General features: G+C 41.5%; 19 protein-coding genes and 1 tRNA gene. 8 read left to right on the top strand and 12 right to left on the bottom strand.

The window, feature by feature from the left end; genetic code table 11:
• Positions 1–43 precede the first annotated feature (43 nt).
• Positions 44–2,173: a carboxy terminal-processing peptidase gene (locus tag LLW17_RS12400; protein WP_228230608.1), complete on the bottom strand. Its 2,130-nt coding sequence runs from the start codon at positions 2,171–2,173 to the stop codon at positions 44–46.
• A 142-nt stretch (positions 2,174–2,315) separates the two neighbouring features.
• On the opposite strand from LLW17_RS12400, the gene surE reads away from it, so the two are divergent.
• From surE to LLW17_RS12380, 4 genes are all read left to right on the top strand, one after another.
• On the top strand, positions 2,316–3,098 hold the full coding sequence (surE, locus tag LLW17_RS12395) for a 5'/3'-nucleotidase SurE (RefSeq protein ID WP_228230607.1): 783 nt from the start codon (positions 2,316–2,318) through the stop codon (positions 3,096–3,098).
• A 36-nt stretch (positions 3,099–3,134) separates the two neighbouring features.
• Positions 3,135–4,250 carry a lipid-A-disaccharide synthase gene (lpxB, locus tag LLW17_RS12390; protein ID WP_228230606.1) on the top strand — a complete coding sequence of 372 codons (1,116 nt, stop codon included), beginning with the start codon at positions 3,135–3,137 and terminating at the stop codon, positions 4,248–4,250.
• Positions 4,251–4,362: 112 nt separating this feature from the next.
• On the top strand, positions 4,363–4,956 hold the full coding sequence (locus tag LLW17_RS12385; RefSeq protein ID WP_228230605.1) for a C40 family peptidase: 594 nt from the start codon (positions 4,363–4,365) through the stop codon (positions 4,954–4,956).
• A gap of 89 nt (positions 4,957–5,045) precedes the next feature.
• Entirely contained in the window at positions 5,046–7,076 is a 2,031-nt protein-coding gene (locus LLW17_RS12380) for a ComEC/Rec2 family competence protein (protein ID WP_228230604.1), read from the top strand.
• A 5-nt stretch (positions 7,077–7,081) separates the two neighbouring features.
• On the opposite strand, the gene LLW17_RS12375 is transcribed toward LLW17_RS12380, so the two are convergent.
• The 4 genes from LLW17_RS12375 to LLW17_RS12360 are packed head-to-tail and all read right to left on the bottom strand — an operon-like array spanning position 7,082 to position 13,033.
• Complete coding sequence (locus tag LLW17_RS12375; protein ID WP_228230603.1) at positions 7,082–7,636, bottom strand: thioredoxin family protein; 555 nt, start codon at positions 7,634–7,636, stop codon at positions 7,082–7,084.
• Between the two features lie 39 nt (positions 7,637–7,675).
• Positions 7,676–9,418, bottom strand: coding sequence for a peptide MFS transporter (locus LLW17_RS12370; RefSeq protein ID WP_228230602.1), 1,743 nt, complete (start codon positions 9,416–9,418; stop codon positions 7,676–7,678).
• An 18-nt stretch (positions 9,419–9,436) separates the two neighbouring features.
• Entirely contained in the window at positions 9,437–10,852 is a 1,416-nt protein-coding gene (locus LLW17_RS12365) for a peptide MFS transporter (RefSeq protein WP_228230601.1), read from the bottom strand.
• A 9-nt stretch (positions 10,853–10,861) separates the two neighbouring features.
• A complete protein-coding gene (locus tag LLW17_RS12360) occupies positions 10,862–13,033 on the bottom strand; it encodes a S9 family peptidase (protein ID WP_228230600.1) in 2,172 nt (723 codons plus the stop codon).
• Between the two features lie 343 nt (positions 13,034–13,376).
• Here LLW17_RS12360 and LLW17_RS12355 point away from each other — a divergent pair, with 343 nt between their 5' ends.
• From LLW17_RS12355 to LLW17_RS12345, 3 genes are read left to right on the top strand one after another with little or no spacing between them, the layout of a single operon-like run.
• Positions 13,377–14,702 (top strand): hydroxymethylglutaryl-CoA reductase, degradative, encoded by a 1,326-nt coding sequence (locus tag LLW17_RS12355; RefSeq protein ID WP_228230599.1) that lies wholly within the window; start codon positions 13,377–13,379, stop codon positions 14,700–14,702.
• Positions 14,699–15,787 (top strand): serine hydrolase domain-containing protein, encoded by a 1,089-nt coding sequence (locus LLW17_RS12350; protein ID WP_228230598.1) that lies wholly within the window; start codon positions 14,699–14,701, stop codon positions 15,785–15,787. Before LLW17_RS12355 ends, LLW17_RS12350 begins: the two co-directional genes overlap by 4 nt.
• A 2-nt stretch (positions 15,788–15,789) precedes the next feature.
• Entirely contained in the window at positions 15,790–16,704 is a 915-nt protein-coding gene (locus LLW17_RS12345) for a GYDIA family GHMP kinase (protein ID WP_228230597.1), read from the top strand.
• 55 nt (positions 16,705–16,759) lie between these two features.
• On the opposite strand, the gene LLW17_RS12340 is transcribed toward LLW17_RS12345, so the two are convergent.
• From LLW17_RS12340 to LLW17_RS12310, 7 genes are all read right to left on the bottom strand, one after another.
• Positions 16,760–18,880, bottom strand: coding sequence for a peptidylprolyl isomerase (locus tag LLW17_RS12340; protein WP_228230596.1), 2,121 nt, complete (start codon positions 18,878–18,880; stop codon positions 16,760–16,762).
• A gap of 164 nt (positions 18,881–19,044) precedes the next feature.
• The gene (locus LLW17_RS12335; RefSeq protein WP_228230595.1) at positions 19,045–20,331 is read right to left on the bottom strand and encodes a hemolysin family protein; all 1,287 of its coding nucleotides are present in this window, start codon (positions 20,329–20,331) and stop codon (positions 19,045–19,047) included.
• 2 nt (positions 20,332–20,333) lie between these two features.
• Positions 20,334–20,528, bottom strand: coding sequence for a hypothetical protein (locus LLW17_RS12330; RefSeq protein ID WP_228230594.1), 195 nt, complete (start codon positions 20,526–20,528; stop codon positions 20,334–20,336).
• The gene (lptC, locus tag LLW17_RS12325) at positions 20,528–21,118 is read right to left on the bottom strand and encodes an LPS export ABC transporter periplasmic protein LptC (protein WP_228230593.1); all 591 of its coding nucleotides are present in this window, start codon (positions 21,116–21,118) and stop codon (positions 20,528–20,530) included. Before lptC ends, LLW17_RS12330 begins: the two co-directional genes overlap by 1 nt.
• On the bottom strand, positions 21,119–22,492 hold the full coding sequence (locus tag LLW17_RS12320) for a tetratricopeptide repeat protein (RefSeq protein WP_228230592.1): 1,374 nt from the start codon (positions 22,490–22,492) through the stop codon (positions 21,119–21,121).
• A gap of 34 nt (positions 22,493–22,526) precedes the next feature.
• Positions 22,527–23,783 (bottom strand): BamG family beta-barrel-assembly machinery protein, encoded by a 1,257-nt coding sequence (bamG, locus tag LLW17_RS12315; RefSeq protein WP_228230591.1) that lies wholly within the window; start codon positions 23,781–23,783, stop codon positions 22,527–22,529.
• Positions 23,783–24,514 (bottom strand): type III pantothenate kinase, encoded by a 732-nt coding sequence (locus tag LLW17_RS12310; RefSeq protein ID WP_228230590.1) that lies wholly within the window; start codon positions 24,512–24,514, stop codon positions 23,783–23,785. Before LLW17_RS12310 ends, bamG begins: the two co-directional genes overlap by 1 nt.
• Before the next feature lie 145 nt (positions 24,515–24,659).
• Here LLW17_RS12310 and LLW17_RS12305 point away from each other — a divergent pair.
• Positions 24,660–24,732, top strand: a tRNA-Phe gene (locus LLW17_RS12305).
• The last annotated feature ends 197 nt before the right edge of the window (positions 24,733–24,929 follow it).

The raw sequence follows: 24,929 nt of genomic DNA, 5'->3' as shown, positions 1-24,929 counted from the left end.
TTGGTGAGCTCTTTTAAAGTTGCGCAAACAACACGCTTTTAAATTATTCTCTTACGTCAGCCAGCTTTCCTCTTCTAATGTTATTGGTCTTAAGATCTTCCAGCACATTGATGGCTTCTTCCATATACACGTCTTTAGCCAATTCTTCGTGCCAGCGCTGACGCTTATCTTTAAGCACCGTATCTTTCTTAAATTCTTCCAGTTCGTAAGGCAGAGATTTGTAAACCAGGTCGGTTTTATAATCTCTGAGTGCATCAAAACGCTTGGCCTCGGCCTCACTTTCTTCAACCTTAGCAGCATACTGCTCCAGATTTAAAGGCCATACCGAATCGTCCTGCTTGCTCTTAATCCACTTGGCGTTTTCTTCAATCAACTGCAACTGCTGGTTTTGTGACATACGCGCATTACTGTTATTGATGGTTTGCTCATAATCGATATACCCATCCCAAACCTTGTAGTCTGCCGCATCGATCTTATCCCATGGAAGTGGGTTTTCTAAATCTTTTTCACCTATGTCAATATAGCTGTAACGGTCTGGTACCACCACATCACTTTTTACACCTTCAAGCTGGGTAGAACCACCGTTGATTCGATAGAACTTCTGGGTAGTAATTTTTAATGCTCCCATATCACCCAGATCATTTTGACGCAACCAGCGATTGAGGTCATATACATTCTGAACGGTTCCTTTACCGTAGGTTTGTTTGCTCCCAATGATTACAGCACGCTTGTAATCCTGCATTGCTGCTGCAAGGATTTCACTTGCTGAAGCACTGATTTCGTTTACCAAAATCACTAAAGGCTTATCCCATAAAATACTTGGGTCTTTATCTTTAAGAATTTCACTTTCGGCTCCATTAGACTTCACCTGAACGACCGGACCTTCTTTAATAAACAAGCCGGCGATATCAACAACAGTAGAAAGTGAACCTCCACCATTACTGCGCAGGTCGATTACCAAACCTTCTGCACCTTCTTCCTTAAGTCTGATTATTTCCTGCTTCACATCGGTCGCTGCATTACGCTGGTTGGCGTTTTGCATATCGAAGTAGAACTTAGGCAGATTAATAACCCCATACTTGCGGCCTTCCTTCTCTACAGTGGTAGTTTTCGCATAAGTCTCTTCAAGCTCCACAACATCACGGGTAATGGCAACATTGCGAATTGTCCCGTCTTTTTTCTTAACGTTTAAAGTAACCACAGTTCCTTTAGGGCCTTTGATCAATTCAACCGCATCGTCCAGACGCATTCCCACAACACTGGTCGCGACATCTTCATCCTGTTGTTTTACTTTCAGAATGATATCGCCCTCTTCAAGCTCTTCACCTCTCCAGGCAGGACCACCGGATATGATTTCGGTTATACTGATTTCGTTACTTTTTTTCTGTAAACGTGCCCCAATTCCCTGAAACTGACCACTCATTTGCATATCGAATCGATCTTTATCTACGGGTGCGAAATATGTGGTATGTGGGTCAAACTCTTCTACGATAGAATTGATATAAACCGAGAAATAATCATCCCGATCTAACTCGTCTGCAAACTCAAAATATTCTGCATACGAATCCTTGGTTGTTTTACGGGCTTCTTCTTCCAGTTCCTTTTTAGACATTGGAGTATAACCTGTAGAGTCTTTCGCTTTTTGCTCCTCTTCCTGAATTCGGTCGTAATAGGTGCCAATAGCACTGAATTTCAGCTGATTTTCCCAACGCTCTTTAAGTTCCTTACGGTTTTTGGCGTACCCAACATTTTCGTAATCGGTATCTATAGAATCCTCGGCAGTATAATCAAAAGGCTTATCGAGTACCTCCTCATAAATTTTCTTAGATTCTTCCATACGCTCTCTTAAACGCGTATATGCCATATCAAAAAAAGTAATATCCTCTTTTCTGATCTGATCATCAATTTGATTTTTGTAAACCTCAAATTCCTTGATATCGCTGGCTAAATAATACCGTTTAAGCGGATCGAGCGCGGTAATGAAATCGTCAAAGACCTGCTCAGAGAATTTATCGTCAAAATCTTTTGCGTCGTAATGCCCTTTCTCTAAAACATAAGAAATAAGGCTTATAAGTACTTTATCCTTACCGGGGTCTTCAGAATTTGTCGTGAAACTACACGACGCAGCCCCAAGAAGTAAGGCTAAAACAAGTACTTTTGCATTTTTTATCATAATTCTAAGCATTTTATTCTTTTACTAGCAATCTACATTAAAAACCGTGCCACGGCCAAAAGGAAGCGGTAATAATTTGTTAAACCGCAGGCCCGCCAAAGGCCACGTAATTTAGTATTTTAGCAGCAGAAAGCAAAAATTAATGACACCACAAAAACCGCTTATTTTAATCACAAACGACGACGGCATTACCGCACCGGGCATTCGCAAACTCATCAGCCTTATGAAAGAACTGGGGGACGTTATTGTGGTAGCGCCAGACAGTCCGCAAAGCGGTATGGGTCACGCTATAACAGTAAATGACACGATTTATTGCGATCCCGTTCGTGAATTTCAGGATGACGATCATAAAGAATATAAATGCTCGGGCACTCCTGCAGATTGTGTCAAAATCGCCGTACAGGAAATCATGCACCGCAAACCGGATATCTGCGTGAGCGGCATCAATCATGGCTCTAACTCCTCTATTAATGTGATTTACAGCGGCACGATGAGTGCAGCGGTAGAAGCCGGTGTTGAAGGTATTCCGGCAATAGGATTTTCATTGCTTGATTACTCAATAGATGCAGATTTTTCGCATTGCGACACGTTTGTGAAACGCATTACCAGTCAGGTCTTAGAAAACGGTCTTCCTCAGGGCGTGGTGTTGAATGTAAACATACCAAAACTAAAGGCCAGCGAGATACGCGGTATCAAGGTGGGCCGCCAGGCTAATGCGCAGTGGGTGGAAGATTTTGATAAACGCACAAACCCAATGGGTCGCGATTACTACTGGCTGAGCGGCGAGTTTGTAAATCACGACGAAGGGGAAGATACCGATGAATGGGCTTTGGCAAACGGCTATGTTTCGGTAGTACCGGTACAATTTGATCTTACCGCACATCGTTTTATTACTGAATTGAATTCCTGGAATCTGAACCCCTAGTCTTTTCGCTTTGCGAAAATCTTTAAAACTCAACACGTGAAGTATTACATTCTGGCAGGCGAAGCGAGCGGCGATTTACACGCCTCAAATCTGATGAAAGCCCTGAAAAAGGAAGATCCCGAGGCTGAATTCCGGTTTTGGGGAGGTGATTTGATGCAGCAACAGGGCGGTACTCTGGTCAAGCACTATCGCGATCTGGCCTTTATGGGTTTTCTCGAGGTATTGCTTAACATACGCACGATTTTCAAAAACCTGACATTCTGCAAAAAAGACATTCAGGCCTACAACCCCAACGTTATTATTTACGTGGACTATCCCGGTTTTAATTTACGCATAGCGAAATGGGCGCGTCTGCAGGGCTTTAAGAATTACTATTACATTTCGCCTCAAATCTGGGCCTGGAAAGAAGGCCGAATCAAAGACATCAAGCGGGATATTGATGAGCTGTTTGTCATTCTGCCTTTTGAAAAAGAGTTTTACGAAAAGAAACATCAGTTTCCGGTTCATTTTGTGGGGCATCCCCTGCTCGATGCTATTTACGACCGCGAACCCGTATCTCCGGAAACCTTCCGCGAAAAGCACAATCTGGATGAACGGCCTATAATTGCTCTTTTGCCCGGAAGCCGAAAACAGGAAATTCAGAAAATGCTTGAAGGTATGCTCAGCATTACCGGAGATTTTAAGGAATATCAATTTATAATAGCCGGAGCTCCCAGTCAGGACGCCGAGTTTTACGAGCCGTTTTTAAAGAAAAACCGGGTGCACATTGTGATGAATGAAACCTACAATCTCCTTGATGTGTCTAGCGCGGCTTTAGTTACATCGGGTACAGCAACCCTGGAAACAGCATTATTTAAAGTTCCTGAAGTGGTATGCTATAAGGGCGGAAGGATTTCGTACGAAATTGCAAAACGGGTAATTAATCTTGATTATATTTCGCTGGTCAACCTTATTATGGATAAGGAAGTGGTAAAAGAATTGATTCAAACCGATTTCAATACCAAATCGCTGAAAGCTGCGTTAAACAACATTCTTGATGAAGAAAACCGGAAACAGGTGTTTCACGAGTATTTCGAACTCGAGAAAAAACTGGGAGGACCTGGCGCCAGTAGAAACACAGCCCAGTTAATTTGTGAAAAATTAAAGAAATAGGATCTCGATATTACCAAAAGAGATACCTATTTTAACCCAATTACAGAAATCAGGCAAGCTTAAGGAATACTTTTCCGCAGCGGCGCCAATTAAGGAATATTTGCTTCTATATATGAAGAGAAACAGAATACTAAAGCAGAGCGGCATACTTGCCTTAAGCCTGGCATTAGCCAGTTGCGGCGGAAGCAAAAGAAGCATACAAACCCCTGCCGTGATAGGATCGGCAGCCTATGAAGAACCGGAACGCAGAGAAATCAAAGCTGCTGAAGACGCCGGAGATGAACTCATCTACCTTTCTGAAATCAAAGACGAAGACGAAAATCAACTGCGCTATAACATCATCAGCAACGCACGCCGCTTTGAAGGTACACCTTACAAATATGGCGGCACCACCTCAAAAGGAATGGACTGCAGCGGCCTGATCTACACGGTTTTTTTAGAGGAAAACATAAGCATCCCCAGAGTAAGCCGCGCTATCGCCGAAGAAGGTAAACGCATTAAAACCGATGAAGTGATTCCAGGAGATTTGCTATTCTTTATTACCGGTAGGCGCAGTAAAAACATCAATCACGTGGGCCTTGTGGTAGACGTCTTACCCGGGCAGATTCTGTTTATTCACTCATCTACTTCGCAGGGAGTTATCGTCTCATCTCTCAATGAAGGCTACTGGAACAATGCTTTTGTTGAAGCGCGCCGCATTATGTAATTTTCGATTTAAGTAGTATTTTAAGGCTACTGTTCTTAGAACGCCCTACCGTTTAAGCAACAGGTGATTTTGAATTTTAAAAATTACTTGTGAAAGGCTTAAATACCACTTTACTGCTGCTTCTTACAGGACTTTTGGCCGGGATTGTCTACGCCAGCACTTTTCAGCCTTCGCTAAAATCAGCCTTAGTCCTGCTGCCGGTAAGCCTGTTTATTTTCGGTTTGCTGCATGTGTTCCATTTGCACAAACAGTCTACTTCGGTCTTTACCGGCGCGGCTGCTGTTCTGGTGTTTTTTTCATTAGGCCTACTGGCACAAACGTTGAGCAATCCACTCCGTTTACCAAATCATTATATCAATCAAACAGATTTAAACGCAGATAGCAATTTTGTAATTGAATTAGAAGAACGGCTTGCGCCGGGCAATTCTCAGGCTCGTTTTACAGCTCAGGTGCTTCAACACAATACGGCTGCCGCAACAGGCAAAATACTGGTAACCATACCTAAAGATTCTATAAACCGTGCGTTAGATCTGGATGTAGACAATCTGCTATACGTAGACGCCCTGCTTCAGACCCGGTTTCCGGTTAATGCGCCCTATCAATTTGATTATGGCGCGTATCTGAAAAGCAAGGGGATTTTTGGCCAAATCAGATTGACAAAAGACTCTTTCATAAAGATTTCTTCAGATGCAAATTCCTCCAAATTTAGTGCACACCGTTTTCGCTCGTATCTCAAATTTAAACTAAACCGCTACGAACTCAGCCCTGATAGCAAAGCCATAACCTATGCCCTGCTGTTAGGAGAACGTCAGGATCTGTCGACTCAACTCAGACAAAGCTATGTTGATGCCGGTGTCATTCATATTCTGGCGGTGTCTGGGCTTCACGTGGGAATTCTCATGCTCATTGTACAGTTTTTACTTAAACCCTTAGGCAATCAGAAAAAAACCAGACTGCTGCGTATGCTAATCGTGCTTGCTGTAATCTGGCTGTTTGCGATTCTAACGGGGCTATCTCCTTCAGTTTTAAGAGCCGCAACCATGTTTAGCTTTTTACAAATTGGTCTGGTTTACGGCCAGCGGCGGGCAGGCTATAACGCGTTGATCGCATCTGCTTTAATCTTGCTGCTCATAAACCCAAACCTCCTTCTTGATGTAGGTTTTCAACTCAGTTATACCGCTGTATTCTTTATCATGTGGCTTTATCCCAAACTGGAAATGTTATGGAAACCGAAAAACAAAATTCTCGGCTATTACTGGCAACTTATTTGCGTGAGTCTTGCGGCACAAGTGGGTGTTTTACCTTTAAGCCTGTACTATTTTCACCAATTTCCGGGATTGTTTCTAATAGCGAATCTGGTTGTCCTTCCGGTTTTAGGTTTTATTTTGATTTATGGAATTTTGATTCTAATCTTAGCTCTTCCGGAGTGGTTACCAAAACTAATGGTTGACGCCTATGACTTTATACTACGGCTGCTCAACAACAGCATAGGTTTGATTTCGCAGGCAGATTATTTCATTTTTAAAAGTATTTATTTCCCTTTGGCATTGATTCCCACCACCTATTTACTCGTGTTTGGTTTAGGAAAGCTCACGGAAAAATTCAATTTTAAAAATGTAAGCCGATTTCTAATTGCGGGTGCGATCTTTCCGCTTGTACTTTTGGCCTTAAAACTGAAGCAACAAAACGAATTTCATGTTCTCAACTCCTACCGCTCAACAAGTCTTGCAAACGTGGATGAGGCAAACAACCTGTCTCTGTATCTCAATTCTAAAACCATTGACACGTCCCGAATCATAAAAGGCTTTAAAGAAAATCTTCAGATAAAAAAAATCTCTATCCAACCGCTGAAGTCCATTTACAACACCCCTGAAGGACCCCTGCTCATTATTGACAGTCTCGCAATCTACCAGCTTAAAGAATTACAGCCCAAATACATTTTGCTAACCCAATCGCCAAAGGTCAATCTTGATCGCCTAATCGCGTACTTTCCGAAGGCTATTCTAATAGCAGACGCCAGCAACTACAGAAGCTATGTAAAACGCTGGGAAGCCACCTGTGAAAAACGAAAAATCCCTTTTCACAGCACGTATGAAAAGGGATTTTATAGCTTAGACTGAATACCTTATCCTTTAAAAGTACTCACAAAATTTTCCTGATAATTTTGCCAGGCTTCTGCAGAAGTAATTTTCTTATACGCGTCAGAATACACCATTTTTAAGAAAATCTCCAGTTGTTGAGGCGTTTTGTAACCCGGTACCGGCTGAATGAGCTTTCCGGTTTCGTCAAAAAACACAACACTGGGATAGGCATTTATTTTCATCGCGTGTGCAAACAGATGCTGACTGTTGCGGCCTTTACGGTTGGGATCGTAGTTGGGATTGGTATACACAAAATCCTGATAGTCAATTTTCTCGGTGCCCTCCGCATTAAACTTTACCGCGTAATAGTTTTTGTTGATGTAGTCTGCCACGTCTTTGTTGTGAAAGGTATTTTGATCCAGCAATTTACAGGGGCCACACCAGTCTGTATAGACATCCATAAAAATCTTTCGGGGTTCTTTCTTTTGAGCTTCCAGAGCCTCGTTAAAACTCATCCATTTGATCTCGCCCTGCTTTTGGGAAAATCCGGCAGCAGTGCCTACGACGGTTAAAAGAAGAAGTATAATTATTTTTTTCATATTTCTGTTTTTCCAACACATTTCAAAAAGCAGACCACATTAGTGAATGCCGTGCATCAATTTTTTAAGTAACGGGTGCAAGAGGATGATTAGTACCCCAGCTCCTCCCGGAATGAAGAAAAATAATAAAAAGAAGGTAGAAAGCGAATACTCAGCCGTAATTGTATCGATCATTCCTCCGGTCGTACCCGCAAGTTTATTACCAATTGCGATAGCGAGATACCATACCCCGTACATCATCGCGATCATTCTGCCCGGCACCAATTTACTGACGTAGGAAAGCCCTACCGGCGACAGACAAAGTTCTCCCATGGTATGAAAGAAATACGCCAAAATCAACCATATGATACTCACTGCAGCCACTTTTGCACCTTGTGGGATATCGCTCGAACCATAAGCCAGAACTGCAAAACCTACACCCAAAAGAATAAGTCCGGCACCGTATTTTACAGCTACACTGGGATTGTATTTACTCTCCCAAAGTTTAGAAAAAAGCGGTGCAAAAATGATGATAAATAAAGAGTTTAAAACGCTAAACCATGATGCCGGCACTTCTGGCGCCTCGGCGGTATATTGCTCGTAAAGCATACGCAGTACCAAAGCCCAAATGATGACAAAACTGGCTCCCAGAATGATATTAGCCCACTTGTACTTCTCAAAAGTCTGCTTAAACAACATCCATAAAACCCAGGTAATTACACCAAGGGGAATCACAGTAATTAGCGTATTGGCAATTCTGAAGATGGTTCCTGCGCTTCCTTCCAGTACGCGATCTGTATAATCGTTTGCAAAAATGGTCATCGAGCCACCAGCCTGTTCAAATGCCGCCCAAAAGAAAATAGTAAAAAAAGCAAAGATCGAAACGGCAATCATGCGATCGCGCACGATAGGCGCATAACGAACGATACGTGAAACGAGTAAAATGAGAAATACTGCCAGGGCAAAAAGTATCATGAAATTACTTCCTGAAAGGCTTCCCACCTCAAAATCAAAAACATTGACGTCACCAATTTTAGACATAGGATCATTGATAATCCACACCAGACCTATAACCGCACTAATTACGATAAAAGCTTTATCGAGTAACGAGAATGGATTCAATTTAACCGAAGGGTCAAGCGAAGCTTTTTCATCATCAGTCTTTTCAGGCTTTTTACCAACTTCGCCAAAGATATCCTGTGAAAAATAAAACTGAAGCATCCCGGCAAACATAAAAATCCCTGCCAGACCAAAGCCCCAATGCCAGCCCCATTGCTCGCCCAGATATCCGCAAAGCAAAATACCCAAAAACGCCCCGGCATTTACGCCCATATAATAAATGGTATATGCGCCGTCTTTTTTATGCTGATGGTTTTCGTACATCTGAGAAATAATCGAAGTCATAGTCGGCTTAAAAAAACCGTTTCCTGCAATAAGTAAAAACAATCCTAAGTACAACGCAAAAGGAGCATTAAGTGCCATGGAAGCGTGACCTAAGGTCATCAACAAAGCTCCTACAACCACTGCCATTCTATAGCCAATAATTTTATCGGCTATATAACCTCCCAGAATAGGTGTCAAATAAACCATAGAGGTGTAGGTACCGTAGAGTGCAAGCGCGTGCTCCCGTGGCCAGGCCCAGCCTTCATCAAACAGCGAAGCCGTTAAAAATAATACCAGTAAGGCGCGCATTCCGTAATACGAGAAACGCTCCCACATTTCGGTAAAAAACAATACAAATAATCCGGCGGGATGACCCAACACCGGATTTTTAAAAAATTGATCAGTTGACGTATTGGCCATAGAGCTAAATACTAAATCTTAATTGTTGATTTTAGGGTCTGCCAGTTCATAATCTTCCTGCTCCAGCATCTCACGTTCATTATCCTCTGCCCCGTGAGTAAGCTTTTCGAGCTTGTTTCTAAAAACCAAAACAAGTAGCGCAAAAGCGATACAGAAAATAGCGATTCCTGTAAAAATCGTGTACTCGCCTAATTGAGATGCTGATTCTCCCAAAAGACCGGCTACTTTATTTCCAAAACCGGTCATCGCGAAATACACACCCATCATAATTGATGCATATTTAAGGGGAGCAAGTTTTGTAATGTATGATAAGGCTACCGGAGAAAGACAAAGTTCACCGACGGTGTGGAATAAATAAGCAATTACTAACCAATACATTGCTGATGCTCCATTAGACTGAAATTGCGCTGAAGCCGCTGTCATAAAGAAGAATCCGGTACCCATAATAATAAGCCCCATCGCCATTTTGAAAAGAGATGTAGCTACTTTTCCTTTAAGTTTACGCTTCGCCCAGTATGCCGCAACACTGGTACCTAATAAAATGATAAACAAAGAGTTTAGAGACTGAAACCAGGAAGCCGGAACTTCATTACCTATAAATGGAAGTGAAAATGACAAAAAGCGATCTGTCTTCTCAGATGCATATAAATTCATTAAACCGCCTGCCTGTTCAAAAGCACCCCAAAAAACAATTACCATTAAAAAGGAAACAAAAAGAACAACAACCCGATCTTTCTCTTGTTTGTTTAATGGTCTGTTACGCGCTTCAATCTCTTCGGGATCCAGAGAGGTTCCAATAAAATTCCCTACGTGTTTAAGATATTTCTGCCCAAATAAATACTGCAATAGCCCTAAAGCCATTCCAATTCCTGCAAGACCAAAACCGTAGTGCCAACCGTAAACTTCCCCTACGGTTCCAACCAGTAAACTAGCGATGAAAGCACCCAGGTTAATACCGATATAAAAAATAGTAAAGCCTTTATCTCTGCGGATATCACCTTTTTTATACAAGCCACCTACCATAGTTGAAATATTAGGCTTCAGCATTCCAACTCCGGCAATGATCAAACCCAAACCGGTATAAAAAGCCCACATTTCTTCAATGGCCAAAATACTATGCCCCGCAACCAGCAGAATACCTCCGTATAGCACCGATTTTTTCTGACCTAAAAACTTATCTGCGATCCAACCTCCGGGAATGGAAGAAACATACACAAGCATGGTATAAGTTCCATACAACGAAAGGGCTTCAGCGTTTGTCCAACCCAAACCGGGATTGCCGGAAGTTGCCTCTGCAACAAGGTATAATACCAATATTGCCCGCATTCCGTAGTACGAAAAACGCTCCCACATCTCTGTGAAGAATAAAATATAAAGTCCTACCGGATGGCCGAACAATTCTTTTTGTCTGGCGACTTGTGCTGCTTGTGTCATATAAAAGGATTATAGGTTGTCTTTAATAAAATTGGTCATTTTGGTATAGAGGTGTAAACGGGTGTTTCCGCCATAAATACCGTGATTTTTATCTGGGTAAATTGCCCAGTCAAACTGTTTATTAGCCTGTACTAAAGCTTCAATTAGGCGCATGGTGTTTTGTACGTGTACATTATCATCTGCACTACCGTGAACCAATAAATACTTTCCTTTCAGTTTATCTACGTGCGAAATAGGTGAGTTTTCGTCATAACCGCTCGCGTTTTCCTGCGGCGTGGTCATATAACGCTCGGTATAAATAGAATCGTAAAACCTCCAGCTGGTAACCGGCGCAACTGCGATGGCCATTTTAAAGGTATCGGCTCCCTGAAAAATACAGTTTGAAGCCATAAAACCGCCGTAACTCCATCCCCAGATTCCGATACGATCTTCATCAATATAAGGGCGCTCGCCTAAAGCCTGAGCAGCAGCGATCTGATCTTCAACCTCATATTTGCCCAATTCGTTTTGAGTCATTTTTTTGAAATCACGGCCTTTTAGACCGGTCCCGCGTGGGTCAACACACACGATGATATAGCCGTCCTGTGCCAACATCTGAAACCAATAGTCATTACCACCACCCCAGCTGTTTGCTACGCTTTGTGAACCGGGACCACTATACTGGGTCATAAAAACCGGATACTTTTTAGAAGCATCAAAATCTTTTGGCTTAATCATATAAGCGTTAAGTTCTTCGCCATTTATCGGAAGGGTGAAAAATTCCTTTTCGGAAATCACGTATTCTGAAAATTGATCTTTTAAGGCCTGATTGTCTTTAATCTTACGAATGAGTTTTCCGTCTTTGGCACTATGCAGCGTGAACACATAAGGGGTTGAAGCATCTGAAAAACTGTTGATGTAATAGGTGAAATCAGTACTGAAGTTAGCCGAATTGGTACCCGCATCTGCACTTAGTGCCTTTTTATCGGAACCATTCAGCTTTACCGAATACACTCCGCGGTTGATTGAACCGTTTTCTGAACTTTGGTAAAACACCCGCTTATTTTTAGCATCATAACCGTAGTAACTGGTCACCTCCCAGGGGCCTTTAGTCACCTGATTGATGAGTTTTCCATCCTGATCGTAGTGGTAGATGTGATTCCAACCGTCTTTTTCGCTGGTCCAAAGAAACTCGTTTTCATCCAGAAACGTAAGGTTATCGGTAATATCCACATAAGCATCGTCTGTATCAGACAAAATGAGTTTCGCTTTCGCGGAAGCGCCATCTACAAAAAGCAGGTTGACGTCGTTTTGCTTTCGGTTTGTGGTTTGCACTGCCAGTACATCAGCATCGGGAGTCCACTCCAGCCTTGGGATGTAATAATTCTGAAATCCGGAAAGGTCAACTGCTTTAGTATTTTGATCTTCCAAATCATAGATATGCAAACTCACCGTAGCGTTAGCTTCGCCTGCTTTTGGATATTTAAATACATCCTGAGAAGGATACAATTCCTTACCGAAAACATCCATGGAAAATTCAGGCACTTCAGTCTCATCAAAACGGATGTAAGCCAATTTGGTCCCATCTGCATTCCAGTCAAAAGCACGTACAAAGGCAAATTCTTCCTCATAAACCCAGTCTGTGATACCGTTGATGATTTTATTTTCAGCCCCGTCTGTGGTAACCTGAGTGGTAGCACCGGTCTCTAAATCCTTCACATACAGGTTATTGTTTAATCCGTACGCTACTTTTGAAGCATCCGGAGAAAAAGTAGGCTCCTGAATGGCATCATCTGCAACCTTGATAAGTTTTTTGGTTTTTAGATCATACACATAATACACCCCAAGACTTGAACGACGGTAAATAGAGCGCAGATTGGTACTTAAGAGTGCTTTACTTTCGTCATCACTCAGCGTATAGCCTATAAAATAATCAAGTCCTTCAATCTGCTTTGAATTAATAAGGGTAGAAACCTTATCTCCGGTTTTATAGCTGTAAACATCAAGAGTTTTGGTGCCGGTATTGCGGTCTGTGTTGAGAACGGCATATTCCTTCCCGTTATTCATCGAGTGCAAACGATCCAGGTATTGCATCCTGAATGTACCGTTATAAATTTCTTCTAAAGTGATTTGTTTTTGCTGAGCATAAACGGCTCCCACTAAGAGGAATAAAATCAGGGCGCCTGCTTTTCGTATAGACATATAAAAAATTTAAGAGTGTGATCGCACCGGGGTGCGTGGTTTTAAACCCGGTCAGGCTTAAAAATAGTCCGCCAATTTTACTAAAAATTAACTAAAGAACGCGCAATTCCCTTGTTAAATACCTATTCAAAAAGAGGTAAACAAGGTTTTTATTGCGGTTATTTCAGCATTGGAAAAACTTTATCCTAAAATCGCGCCACTTTTAAAGTCACATACTACAGTGCATTTTTCAGAATGGAATAGACTTAATTAGGCTATAAAAGCGTATTTTAAATTAAATTGCTACCCCTATAAAACTTGTAGCACAAAACGAGTTTTACCGGTTAAAATATCAGTCCAAATTATGTCGCATACCATTCAAGGTTTTTCAAAGCTGAGTAAAGAAGAAAAAATCAACTGGCTTACCCAGAACTTTTTATCCCAAAATCCTCAGGCCGAAAGTATACTTAAACAATACTGGAATACCGATAGCAACCTGCAGCAACTGCACGATGAGTTTATCGAAAACACCGTCACCAATTATTATTTACCGCTGGGAATCGCTCCTAATTTTGTCATCAACAATAAGACTTTTGCCATCCCTATGGCTATTGAAGAAAGTTCGGTGGTAGCGGCTGCCAGCAAGGCTGCAAAATTCTGGATGTCACGAGGGGGTTTTAAGGCTGAAATTCTCGGAACCGAAAAAATAGGACAGGTTCATTTTATTTATAGCGGCGCAGAATCTGAACTTAAGGCGCTTTTTGAAGCCAGCAAAGCGGAACTTTTAGCCGATTTGAAACCGCTTACTCAATCTATGGAAAAGCGTGGCGGCGGGATCACGGGGCTTCAACTCATCAGTAAAACCGAAGCTTTAGAACACTATTACCAGCTTCACGTAACTTTTGAAACGCTTGATGCCATGGGTGCTAATTTTATAAACACCTGTTTAGAACAACTGAGCGAATCCTGGCAGCGCATTTTTGCGTCCTGGTCTTCAAAAACCGAAAACACAACGTTACAGGTCGTGATGAGCATCCTATCAAACTACGTTCCCGGTTGTGTGGTGCGGGCCGAAGTAAACTGTGCGGTGGGTGAACTCTCAGAAGCTGACGGCATAGACCCACAGGAGTTTGCCGAAAAGTTTGTGCAGGCGGTACGCATAGCAGAAGTAGAGCCCTATCGTGCGGTTACGCACAACAAAGGCATTATGAATGGTATTGATGCAGTGGTACTCGCCACCGGCAATGATTTTAGAGCCATTGAAGCGGGGGCGCACGCCTATGCAGCAAAAGACGGCCTATACAGCAGTCTTACCCACGCCGAAATAAGTAACGATCAATTCCGGTTTTGGATTGAAATACCGCTGGCTTTGGGTACGGTGGGTGGCCTTACAAAGCTGCATCCGCTTGTAAAACTAAATTTGGAAATGCTGGGCAATCCCAGCGCACCCCAACTTATGGAAATTATTGCCGTGGCGGGTCTGGCTCAGAATTTCGGAGCCGTAAAATCCCTCACCACTACGGGCATTCAAAAAGGACATATGAAAATGCACCTGATGAACATGCTCAACCTGCTTGAAGCCACAAAGACCGAAAAGGAACAGGCCATCAGTCATTTTAAAACCCATAAAGTAAGTCACAATGCGGTGCAGCAATTCATGGAAGGTTTGCGAAACACGGTAGAAAAATGAAAAAACTACTCCTTTTCTTTTTAGTTTTAGCTCCGGTTTTCAGCTTCTCTCAAGAGCTTTCTACAGATTTGCAGGAACAAATAAAGCAGGCTCAAAAGGAATTTCAGATTCCGGCTATTGGGGTTAGTCTTATTACCACAGACTCCGTTTTTAGTTATGTAAACGGAAAAGCAAAACTTGGAAAAAAAGAAAAAATAAGTCCCGATGCCAAATTCCATTTAGGCTCAAATACCAAAGCGATTACCGCTTTTATGGCAATGCATCTTATTGAAGAAGGAAAACTAAAGCTCGAAACCCCCTTCTTTCAGCTTTTCCCGGAATTTCAAACTGATGCACAACCAGAATATCATCAAATAACCTTAGGAGATTTACTCAGTCATCAGGCTTTTATTCCGCCCTATACCAAAGGAATTGAACTGGCAAAATTTCGCAATTTAAAAGGAAGCGCTTCCGAAAACCGGTATGCTTTCGCCCAAAGCATCCTGAAGGATAAACCGGTAAAAAAAGGAGCGTATTCTAACGCCGGGTATGTTTTAGCAGCACTGATGCTCGAAAAAGCAAGCGGCAAAACCTACCGCCAGCTTCTTGAAGAAACGATGGATGACCTAAACCTCGACTGGTTTGTAGGCTTCCCAAATAAAGAAACATCAGAAAACCCCTGGGGACACTGGTTTGAAGGCGGAAGTCTTACAGCACTTGAACCTACACACGATTACAGACTGCCCAATTTCATGTCAAGCGCCGGTGATGTGGCACTGAATCTTGCAGACTACAGCAAGTTTATACAGTTGAATCTAAACGGACTTGCCGGTAAATCAAATTACCTCAAGGCTGAAAATTACAAGCGGCTTCATTTTGGGCAAAGTCCGTATGCCTACGGCTGGGGGAATTCTACTAGTGACGGAGATCGGATATCCTTTCACGACGGAAGTGCCGGCACCTATTATTGCCATACATTTATTAATGCAGATGAAGGTCTGGCCGTGATTATTGTCGCAAATACAGCAACTCCAGAAGCGGTAAAGGCCATCTACAACCTGCGCAAGTGGATATTAAACCACCCGCAAGAATCTAAAAAACCTTAAGCATGTTGCATTTTTACGCACACGGAAAACTCTTAATAACCGGCGAATACGCCGTGCTTGACGGTGCTTTAGCTTTAGCTGTTCCCACAAAGAAAGGGCAACATCTATACATAGAGTCGAGTGACCAAAATGGCATTTACTGGGAAAGTCAGGATGCAGATGGGAAAATTTGGTTTGAAACCACATTAACCTACCCTGAAATCAGCGAAGCGAAAATCGCAAAGCCCGAAGACCCTAAACAACGCCTGCTTCAATTATTTAGAGCTGCTCAAAAGCTGAATCCGCAATTTCTGGCAGAACAAAGCGGCCTGAAGATCACCACAAAACTTGAATTTGACCGCAACTGGGGTTTAGGATCGTCTTCTACGCTGGTTTATATGTTGGCAAAATGGGCACAAATTAATCCGTACAGCCTACTGGAAACCACCTTTGGGGGTAGTGGTTACGATTTGGCCTGCGCAGGCGCTGAGGCGGCTATTTTATACCAAAAAAACCTGGGAGAGCCTACTGTTTATCAAACCACTTTTAAGCCTCCCTTTAGTAAACAGCTTTTCTTCGTCTATCTCAATAAAAAACAAAACAGCAGAGATGCCATCTCTAATTACCGCAATCAACCTAAAGCGGGACAGGAACTTCTCAAGACCAAAATTTCAGGGATTAGTGAGACCGTATTGAAGTGTGAAGACCTCACCAGTTTCTGTATGCTCATTGAGGCTCACGAGCAATTAATCGCTAAAGCCTTAAATACCGCACCCATCAAGCAGACGCTTTTTAAAGACTACAGCGGCAGTATCAAAAGCCTGGGCGGCTGGGGTGGCGACTTTATTCTCGCGACAGGTGGCGTAGATGAACAGGAATACTTTAGGAAAAAAGGCTATACAACGCTGATCCCATTTGATGAAATGGTAATAAACTAAAAAAAGAGCCGCTTTGAAGCGGCTCTTTTTATATCTATTTTCTACTTATGGTTTATTAGTAAATGCTTGCGCGTTTATCTTCAATCTCAGCAGCATCTTTTAATGCCTGATACACGCGACCATTTGCAGTAGCACGATCGGCATTTTGCTTTTGAATTGCAAAACTTGCGTAGTTATCCAGCTCACGAGCCGGTGTGATTTCGGTTACTTTAACCACATAAACTCCTTTATCACCATCTATAGGTTTTGAAACCTCACCTTTTTCAAGGCCAAAAGCTACACCCACTACTTTAGGTTCGGTACCTGCACCGGCAAGAGTTGGGTTTTTAAGGTTAACTCCGGTTGAAGTTTGTACACTCACGCCATTAGCGCTGGCGATTGCATTAAGATCGTTTCCTGAGATTTTTTCTCTGATCATTGCTGCCTTTTTCTCATTTCTAAGAATTGGAGTTACACGTGGTGAAGCCTCGTCAACAGACATCAGGCCTTTTTCAGTCTTTTTAGTAACCTGAACAACCAAATAACCACCGTCTACATTAAAGCGGTTTACATCTCCGGTTTTACGATCTTCATCAAATGCCCAACGAATAATTTCACGCTGACTGCCCTGACCCGGAATAGTCTCATCAAGAGATTTTACGTTGTTTACAGGACGTACGGTATAGTTATTCTCTTTTGCGATATCTTCAAAACCATTTTTGTTTTCGCTAACCGCCATTTGGAATTTGGTCGTCTTATTGAAAACGTCATTAATGGTTTGCTGAGAAGGTGTGATCTCTTTAGCAACAGTAGCTAATTTAATAGCACGTTGTCTGTTCTTCTGATCGTCAATTTTAATTACGTGATAACCAAATTGAGACTCCACAACACCTACATCACCGGTAGAACCATTAAATACAAAATCATTAAAAGGCTTAACGAAACGACCTTTGGTCACATAACCCAGGTCTCCTCCTTTTTCTTTGCTTCCATCTGCTGAATACTCAGGTGCAAGCTCTGCCATTTTTGAAGGCGTGGCTCTGATTACTCCTGCAAGACTGTCTGCTAATTCTTTAGCTTCGGCTTTTGTGCGGGTTTGAGCTGCTGCATTCTGAAGCCCCTGATAGGTTAATAAAATGTGTGATGATTGTACAGAATCTGGAATCTGAGTTACTGCTACTACTTTAGATATTTTGTAGAAACCGTTGTCTTTATAAGGTCCGTATACATCACCTTCATTCAAAGCCCAAAGTGCGTCAGAAACTTCAACAGGTAATTCATTTTTAAACAGGAAACTGTCATTGTAACGAAGGTCTGAGTTTTCGTTTACAAAATCTTCTACGTTTGCAGTCCTGGTAAGACCACGCACGGTATCGTTGGTTTTGGTCGCTGCAGTATAAGCCAAACGATCATTAAGCAATTTTGCAACAGAAGATTTAATGGTGTCCTCGTCGGTTAGAGTAGCATCTTCCGAAAAGAGTACATAACGCAGATTGCGTGAAGCTTCGGCCTGATATGCATCTTTATGCTCTTTGATATAAGCCTCGATGTCATATTTAGACACATTTACTTTATCGTCTTCAATTGAGGTATAAGGAACCTGAACAAACTCGATGTTACGCAGGTTATTTTCCATCTCATAAGCCATCTTACCTTCTTTGAAATTGGTGTTGATACCGGCTTTTACAAGGTCAAAGTAAATTTGCTGCTGCTCATTTTTAGCCAACTGCTTTTCATAAGCCACCCACTGATCGTACATAGTAGGGTTTGTAGACTTCAATGTAGCGATATACTCTTTTAATTTTTGCTCACTAAAAACACCGTCAGTCTGAAAGCTGGGATCGTTTTCAAGTGCTTCTTTAAGAAGGTCATTGATGCGATCCTGCTCGATGCTGATGCCCAGTTCTTCAAATTGCTCGTCCAGTAGGATGCGACGCAATTCTTCTTCCCAGGCTGCATTAACCGCCTGAGTGTTTGTTATATTACCACCGTAACGTGCAGTCTGAGCTTCAACCCGGCTTGCAAATTCCTGCTGATCTATATCCTCTCCATTCACCGAACCAATTATACGCTGTGACTTCTGGGTAGAAAATCCACCGTTTTGAAATACATCAGCCAGTACAAATGCAAATAAAGCCAATGCTATAATCGCAATAAGAAATACAGACCGCTGTCTAATTTTGTTTAAAACTGCCATTTTTTATGTGTTTGTAAAATAGTGGGCGAAAATACCATTTTAAATGAAAAAATAAAATGTAATCGAGTCAAAATACAGCTATAAAAATCTGCGATAGGGCAGATTAGCCTTTTTGATAATAAAACCCGGTTTATTAATGTAAATATGCTGAAGCAGAATGCCTTTTAGTCCTTATCAAGAACTTTAACCTGAACCAATTCTATCTTGGTATTTGTGGTTTCAAGAATGAGAAATTGATAACCTTCGATGTCTACAATTTCGTTTTCAGCAGGGATTCCTTCAGTGTGATTTACAATAAGACCTCCTAGAGTCTCATAGTTTTCATCTTCGGGAAGTTCTAATTTATAGGTTTCGTTAATGTAATCAACTTCAAGACGGGCCGAAAATTTATAAACGTCCTCCCCTAGCTCCTCTTCGATTAACAAAACACTATCGTGCTCGTCTTCAATCTCACCAAAAAGTTCCTCCACAATGTCTTCAACGGTCATCATTCCGCTGGTACCACCATATTCATCAATTACTACTGCGATACTTTTACGCTTCTTTATCAGAATACTCAAAACATCCTTAACCAGCATAGTTTCGGGTACAAAAATGACCGGCATAAGCACTTCTTCCAGACTTTTCGGCTTTTTAAAAAGCTCAAACGAATGCACATAGCCTACAATATCATCTATAGAGTTTTGGTAAACCAAAATTTTTGAGAGTCCGGTTTCAGTAAAAAGACTTCGCAATTCTGCCAGGCTATCTTCCCGGTCTACCGCCACAATTTCGGTACGCGGAATCATCACCTCCCGGGATTTCACTTCCGAAAACTCAAGTGCGTTCTGAAAAATCTGGATTTCAGAATCCAGTTCTTCATTAGTTTCAACAGACTCGATTTGCTCTGTGATGTAATTACCCAGTTCAACTTTGGTAAATGCCAGTTGCACCTCGTCTCCTTCGGTTTTAAAAAACTTTTTAAGCACTTTATCTGAAATCCAGATAATGAATGAGGACAAAAAGCTAAAGGCTACATAAAACAGATAAGCGGGAATGGCAAAAAATTTAAGTAGCGTATTGGCGTAAATCTGAAAAAAAACCTTGGGTAAAAACTCCGCTGTAATAAGCACAAGCAATGTTGAGATGATGGTTTGGGTAAGCAGGCTGAATTCTACAAAAAATGCAGTAAGCCAGGGATACCCAAAATCTGCCAGTTCGAGCCAGTTTTGTAAAATCCCTCCCATATAATAAGCGTAGACCACCAACGCCAGGTTATTACCCACTAACATGGTAGCTATAAACTTGGAAGGTTTCTGCGTTAACCGGGTAAGCACTTTGGCAATAAGGTCATTTTGCTTTTTTTCAATCTCAATATGTATCTTATTAGACGATACATAAGCGATTTCCATCCCCGAAAAAAAGGCGGAAAGTATTAAAGAAACAATGATGATAAGAATCTCTGTTTCCATAATTAATTTTGATTGCGTTGCTCGTATTTCTTCCTAAACCTGCGTTTAAAAAAATACATGCCTACAGCGACCACTACAAAAAATAGAAAAAAATAGGCTTTTGAGGGTTCTTCAGTCCACGTTCGCGCTGCTTCATATAAAAACAATGCTGCAAAAAACAGATACGCGTACTCGAAGTATTTAAAGTATTTAGACATTAGTTTATGCTGTCTTTGGGAGCTTCTGTAGCGTTATCTTCAACGTACAGACGGCTTTGATTTTCTAAAGATATAAAATTTTTGAAGTCCTGACTGCTATCGAAAAGATCTCCTTTATTATAAGAATCGTCGGGAAAGTCTATGGTATAAGGTTTATCGGTAAACACCCATTCATCTTTTTGGCTCCAAAACAACTGCGAAGCATCTAACCGCGTGGAGTCGCTGGTGATCAGCACGACGTTTTTTCGCAAATCTATAAGCCCTGATCGCTTATACCGAATCGCATAGTCTGCAGTGATGTAGTTTTCTTTTTTATTATCGTCTATAAAAGTCACTTCTACCCCTTTAGGAAACTCCTCATAAGGGAAATCAGCAAGACCATATTCTATAATTAACGGGGTCTTTAAGGTTGCCACTACTTTACCGGAGTCTGTATATTTAAGCAACACCCCTTCCCCCTCGGCAGAAGGCCCTTCGGAACGCTGGTTAAACTTCTGAATGTCTTCAGCATTGTTTCCGCAGCTAAAAAACAAAGTCACAGCAAATGCTGTGACTAAGTTTAGAATTATATGTTGTGAATATCGTTTCACTTATAGACTGGGTACGGTTACACCACCGCCAATCCAACAGGTAAAGTTAATACGCTGACCGGCATTACCTTCACTAAAGATCATCTCTCTAGTAGGAGCACTAGCTCTGTATGAAGCAGCAGTTTTATTTGCAGTATCAGCAAGCGAAGGATCTATACGACCGGCTTTTGCAGCAGTCTCTGCGGCTAACCAATACACTGCAAGTTTCTCAAAACGGGTGTTACCACAGTTATTGGCACTAGACACATACATTGAAGCTATTCTCAAGTACACAATACCCATAGACGGTTGAGATGCAACAGCCTTTTGATAATAGGTACGCGCTCTTGGGTAATTACCCTTGTCTCTAAAGTTCTCACCTAAACGGTAGTATACTTTAGCTTTTTCAGCAGGGTCAGTTTGACGCTCTGCAGACTCTTCATAGTATTCTAATGCTTTAGCATTTTCACCGCGCTGTTCAGCAAGACGACCTAAGTAATATGAAGTTTGAGCTGATGGCTCAAGTGTATTTAATTGCTCTACCAGAGAAACAAATAACTCACTATCTGTACATTCTTTAGAAACCAAACGTCCTGCGGCACCTCTAACCCACGCCACATCATTTTTCTTAGCCTCAAAATCAGCCTGATAAAATGGAATCAGACGATCGCAGTCAGCCAGTTTACCTAACATACCATTTACACCTGCGGAAACTTTAGAATAGTTAGAAAGGTTTACCTCTGCAGCTTTCTCAAGTTGTTTTTCCTGAGGGGTTAAAGCAGTACCTGCTTCATTCTTCTCAAGAATTTTTTCCATATCGGTCGCATAGTTGTTTTGGATTTCGGTAATGTGTCCCTGAACACCATCATAAAGATCAAAAACCTCCTGCAACTCAATCTTACCTGCTTCCTGCAGACTTACTGCGTGGTTGAAGAATACGTAAAGACCTTTTGCATTTCTAAAGCTGGCTTTATCAGTTTCCCATGCTTTTTTGAACATTTCATACTGCTCTTCGGTAGTACCTATTTTGTTTTCATACATTACCAGGGCAAGTTCTGAGATATCCTCACCTTCATTGGTTTTACTGGCAAAATGTGTTTTCTTTTCCTGATACATCTTTTGCAGATCAGTAAGAAATGCTTTTTGCTCGGCCCCTGAAGATTTTTCGATCTTGTCTTTAAGAATACGCTCTCCATATTGGTACAACGCAAATGAAGTAGTAGGACAATCTTTACGAAGCTTCATAAAAGGCTCGTAAGCTGCATCGTAATTTTTCACTTTAGCGTGCTCTGAAAATATAGACATCGTTGTCACACACTCTTCTGTAGCCTGCGCGCTGGCAAAGCTTACCGCTCCAATAAGAGCTACAAAAAGTAATTTAAATTTAGTTTTCATCGTTTGAAAGGTTTTAATAGCAATAATAAGAATTTTAGTTGTATTTGTTAGGCACAAACCACGGTCTAAGTGGGTTGAGAGATAAACTAAGACCAACTTTGAAAAAATCTTCTTTTACTAAGCCTGCGTTATTTGTACCACGCTGGCCGTATTCAAATGTCAAGTTGGCATTGCTGAATCCGCGTCCTAACGGTAACCCAAGTCCAAAAGATATGCCAAACTCGTCAATCGACTCATTTTGTATGTATAAACCACTTTCTTCATAGCGCGCACCTAACCTGTAAGTGACTCTGCTAAAATAACTTGTGATTGAATTGTAATCCGGAATAAAATACCCACCTAGACGATATTTATAAGAATCCTGATAGGTAACATTATTCAAACTGAAGGAACGGTTAGTATTCTTACTGGTTTCTGCAAACTCTACCTGACCCCCGGCAAACCATACGTTGCGTTTCCCGGTACCCAGACCTAAAAAATATTCATTTGGCATAATCATTTCAGAATCTGCTAAACGAAAATCCTGAGATTCAACAACGCCAGCTACTGCCCTATCAGCTGCAGAGTACAATACAGACTGAAGCGAGCGGTCATTCTCTAGAGTTAATGCCGTCTCCGGCTGAAACGTTGCCGATGTATAAAGCAAATAACCTTTACCCAGATTTTGCTCGTACTGAAGTCCCAAATTATAAGTAAACCCGCTCACATCTGAACGATCTATCTCACGAATTGCATATTGCTGATCTGAATCGGCCTGTATAATCTCGTTGCGTATGCTTCCAAAATTATAGCTGGCTTCAGCTCCTATCCTAAAACCTTTAAAGGGTTCAAGTCCCGCAGCTAAATAAGCGCGATTTACACCACCTCTACCGCTGTATTGACTTATTTGGTCTTCAGATATTTCGATATTTGCATAATCTACTGAGGTTTGAGGTATAAGACCAAAACCAACGCCCAACTTCCTCGAAACGGGAAATGAAAGCGATAAATAATCGATCGTTGTAGAATTTACGCTACCGCTTCCCTCATCTGAGGTCAAACTGGTTTCTGTATGACTTCCTGCAAGGGTGAAATTGGTAAGCTTTAAAGCAGCGTAACCGGCAGGATTTCTAAAATTGGTATGAATACTATCTCCCAAAATACTTATGCCTCCCATCGCCTGGTTCTCAACAGAACCTTTAAAATTAGAAAGGCCTAAACCATAAAATGAATACGGTGATGTATTTCCTTCCTGAGCCCAGCCTGAAACTGTAAAGCCTATTAAAACAACAATTAAAATTCTTTTGATCATTAAGTCCTTTTAAATTCTACTATGTAATTGAGTCCTTTCAGGAGAAAATTTGAGTCCGCAAATATGCCATTTTTTAATCTATCAGACAAAAATAGCCCGTCCCCTCCTGTTAAAATAATCTTTAACTCGTCGTATTCGAGTTTATATCGGTCGATTAACCCGTCAATTTCAGCAACCAAACCATTAATAGCTCCCGATTGCATGGCGCTATACGTATCTGTCCCTATTAAATCAACGGCATCTTTTGAAACCTCCAAATCAGGAAGTTTTGCCGTAAACTGATGCATGGCCTTAAAACGCATTTGCAAACCCGGCGATATCGCACCCCCCAGATAAGCATTTTCCTTGTTTTTAAAATCATAAGTCACACAAGTGCCCGCATCGATTACCAGGGTGTTATAGGCCGAATATTCTTTATAAGCAGCCACCATAAGCACTTTTCGGTCCAGGCCCAGCGTTTCCGGGGTTTTATATAAATTACTATAAGGCACCGGCGTACCGGCTTCAATAACTTCATACGAAAGACCTCTTTTTTTTAGGAACGTGACAAAATCTTTTGAATTACCTGTAGCACAGAACACAATTGCATCAGGATTAGAGGTTTCGTGAAGATTTATAAATTGATTTTGAGCTTCAGCAGCAAGTACCGAATAGGACGCATCAAGATCTCCATCCTTAAAAAGTCCAAATTTCACCCGGGTATTTCCAAAATCTATGGCTAAGGTCGTCATGCGCTGAAAAATTTTTGTAAAAATACAAATACTCTACCCCTCAGACTCACCGAATTACAAAAAGCTCAAAAAATAAATCAGTATTTTTATCCAGAAGTGTTGTGCAGTTTAAAATATGATTTTATATTTGCAGCCGCTTTGGCGAGGTACCTTAGCTCAGTTGGTAGAGCAACGGACTGAAAATCCGTGTGTCCCTGGTTCGATTCCTGGAGGTACCACAAAAAAACCCTGAAACTTACGTTTCGGGGTTTTTTGTTTTTACAGGATGCGAATTAGGGGACGAATAATGGATCAATCCTAATTGTTGTGTTTAAGCAAAAATTGTAGTTAATCTGTATAGAAAGAATTCTATGTTTTTTACTCCTCTAAATTGGCTTCTAAATGCTTTGATCTTTGCATTGAAGGACTCAGCTGA

It is taken from the genome of Leeuwenhoekiella parthenopeia (assembly GCF_020782115.1).
Classification (GTDB): domain Bacteria; phylum Bacteroidota; class Bacteroidia; order Flavobacteriales; family Flavobacteriaceae; genus Leeuwenhoekiella; species Leeuwenhoekiella parthenopeia.
Note: the sequence above shows the minus strand (reverse complement) of the source record. Positions and strands in the feature narration are given on the sequence as shown.

Excerpts from the sequence above, each read along its gene's own strand:
- LLW17_RS12320 (WP_228230592.1), bottom strand. The coding sequence starts at position 22,492 with ATGAAAACTAAATTTAAATTACTTTTTGTAGCTCTTATTGGAGCGGTA.
- LLW17_RS12365 (WP_228230601.1), bottom strand. The coding sequence starts at position 10,852 with ATGACACAAGCAGCACAAGTCGCCAGACAAAAAGAATTGTTCGGCCAT.
- LLW17_RS12385 (WP_228230605.1), top strand. The coding sequence starts at position 4,363 with ATGAAGAGAAACAGAATACTAAAGCAGAGCGGCATACTTGCCTTAAGC.
- LLW17_RS12310 (WP_228230590.1), bottom strand. The coding sequence starts at position 24,514 with ATGACGACCTTAGCCATAGATTTTGGAAATACCCGGGTGAAATTTGGA.
- LLW17_RS12360 (WP_228230600.1), bottom strand. The coding sequence starts at position 13,033 with ATGTCTATACGAAAAGCAGGCGCCCTGATTTTATTCCTCTTAGTGGGA.
- LLW17_RS12335 (WP_228230595.1), bottom strand. The coding sequence starts at position 20,331 with ATGGAAACAGAGATTCTTATCATCATTGTTTCTTTAATACTTTCCGCC.
- LLW17_RS12370 (WP_228230602.1), bottom strand. The coding sequence starts at position 9,418 with ATGGCCAATACGTCAACTGATCAATTTTTTAAAAATCCGGTGTTGGGT.
- LLW17_RS12340 (WP_228230596.1), bottom strand. The coding sequence starts at position 18,880 with ATGGCAGTTTTAAACAAAATTAGACAGCGGTCTGTATTTCTTATTGCG.
- LLW17_RS12355 (WP_228230599.1), top strand. The coding sequence starts at position 13,377 with ATGTCGCATACCATTCAAGGTTTTTCAAAGCTGAGTAAAGAAGAAAAA.
- surE (WP_228230607.1), top strand. The coding sequence starts at position 2,316 with ATGACACCACAAAAACCGCTTATTTTAATCACAAACGACGACGGCATT.
- LLW17_RS12375 (WP_228230603.1), bottom strand. The coding sequence starts at position 7,636 with ATGAAAAAAATAATTATACTTCTTCTTTTAACCGTCGTAGGCACTGCT.
- bamG (WP_228230591.1), bottom strand. The coding sequence starts at position 23,783 with ATGATCAAAAGAATTTTAATTGTTGTTTTAATAGGCTTTACAGTTTCA.
- LLW17_RS12345 (WP_228230597.1), top strand. The coding sequence starts at position 15,790 with ATGTTGCATTTTTACGCACACGGAAAACTCTTAATAACCGGCGAATAC.
- LLW17_RS12400 (WP_228230608.1), bottom strand. The coding sequence starts at position 2,173 with ATGATAAAAAATGCAAAAGTACTTGTTTTAGCCTTACTTCTTGGGGCT.
- LLW17_RS12350 (WP_228230598.1), top strand. The coding sequence starts at position 14,699 with ATGAAAAAACTACTCCTTTTCTTTTTAGTTTTAGCTCCGGTTTTCAGC.
- LLW17_RS12330 (WP_228230594.1), bottom strand. The coding sequence starts at position 20,528 with ATGTCTAAATACTTTAAATACTTCGAGTACGCGTATCTGTTTTTTGCA.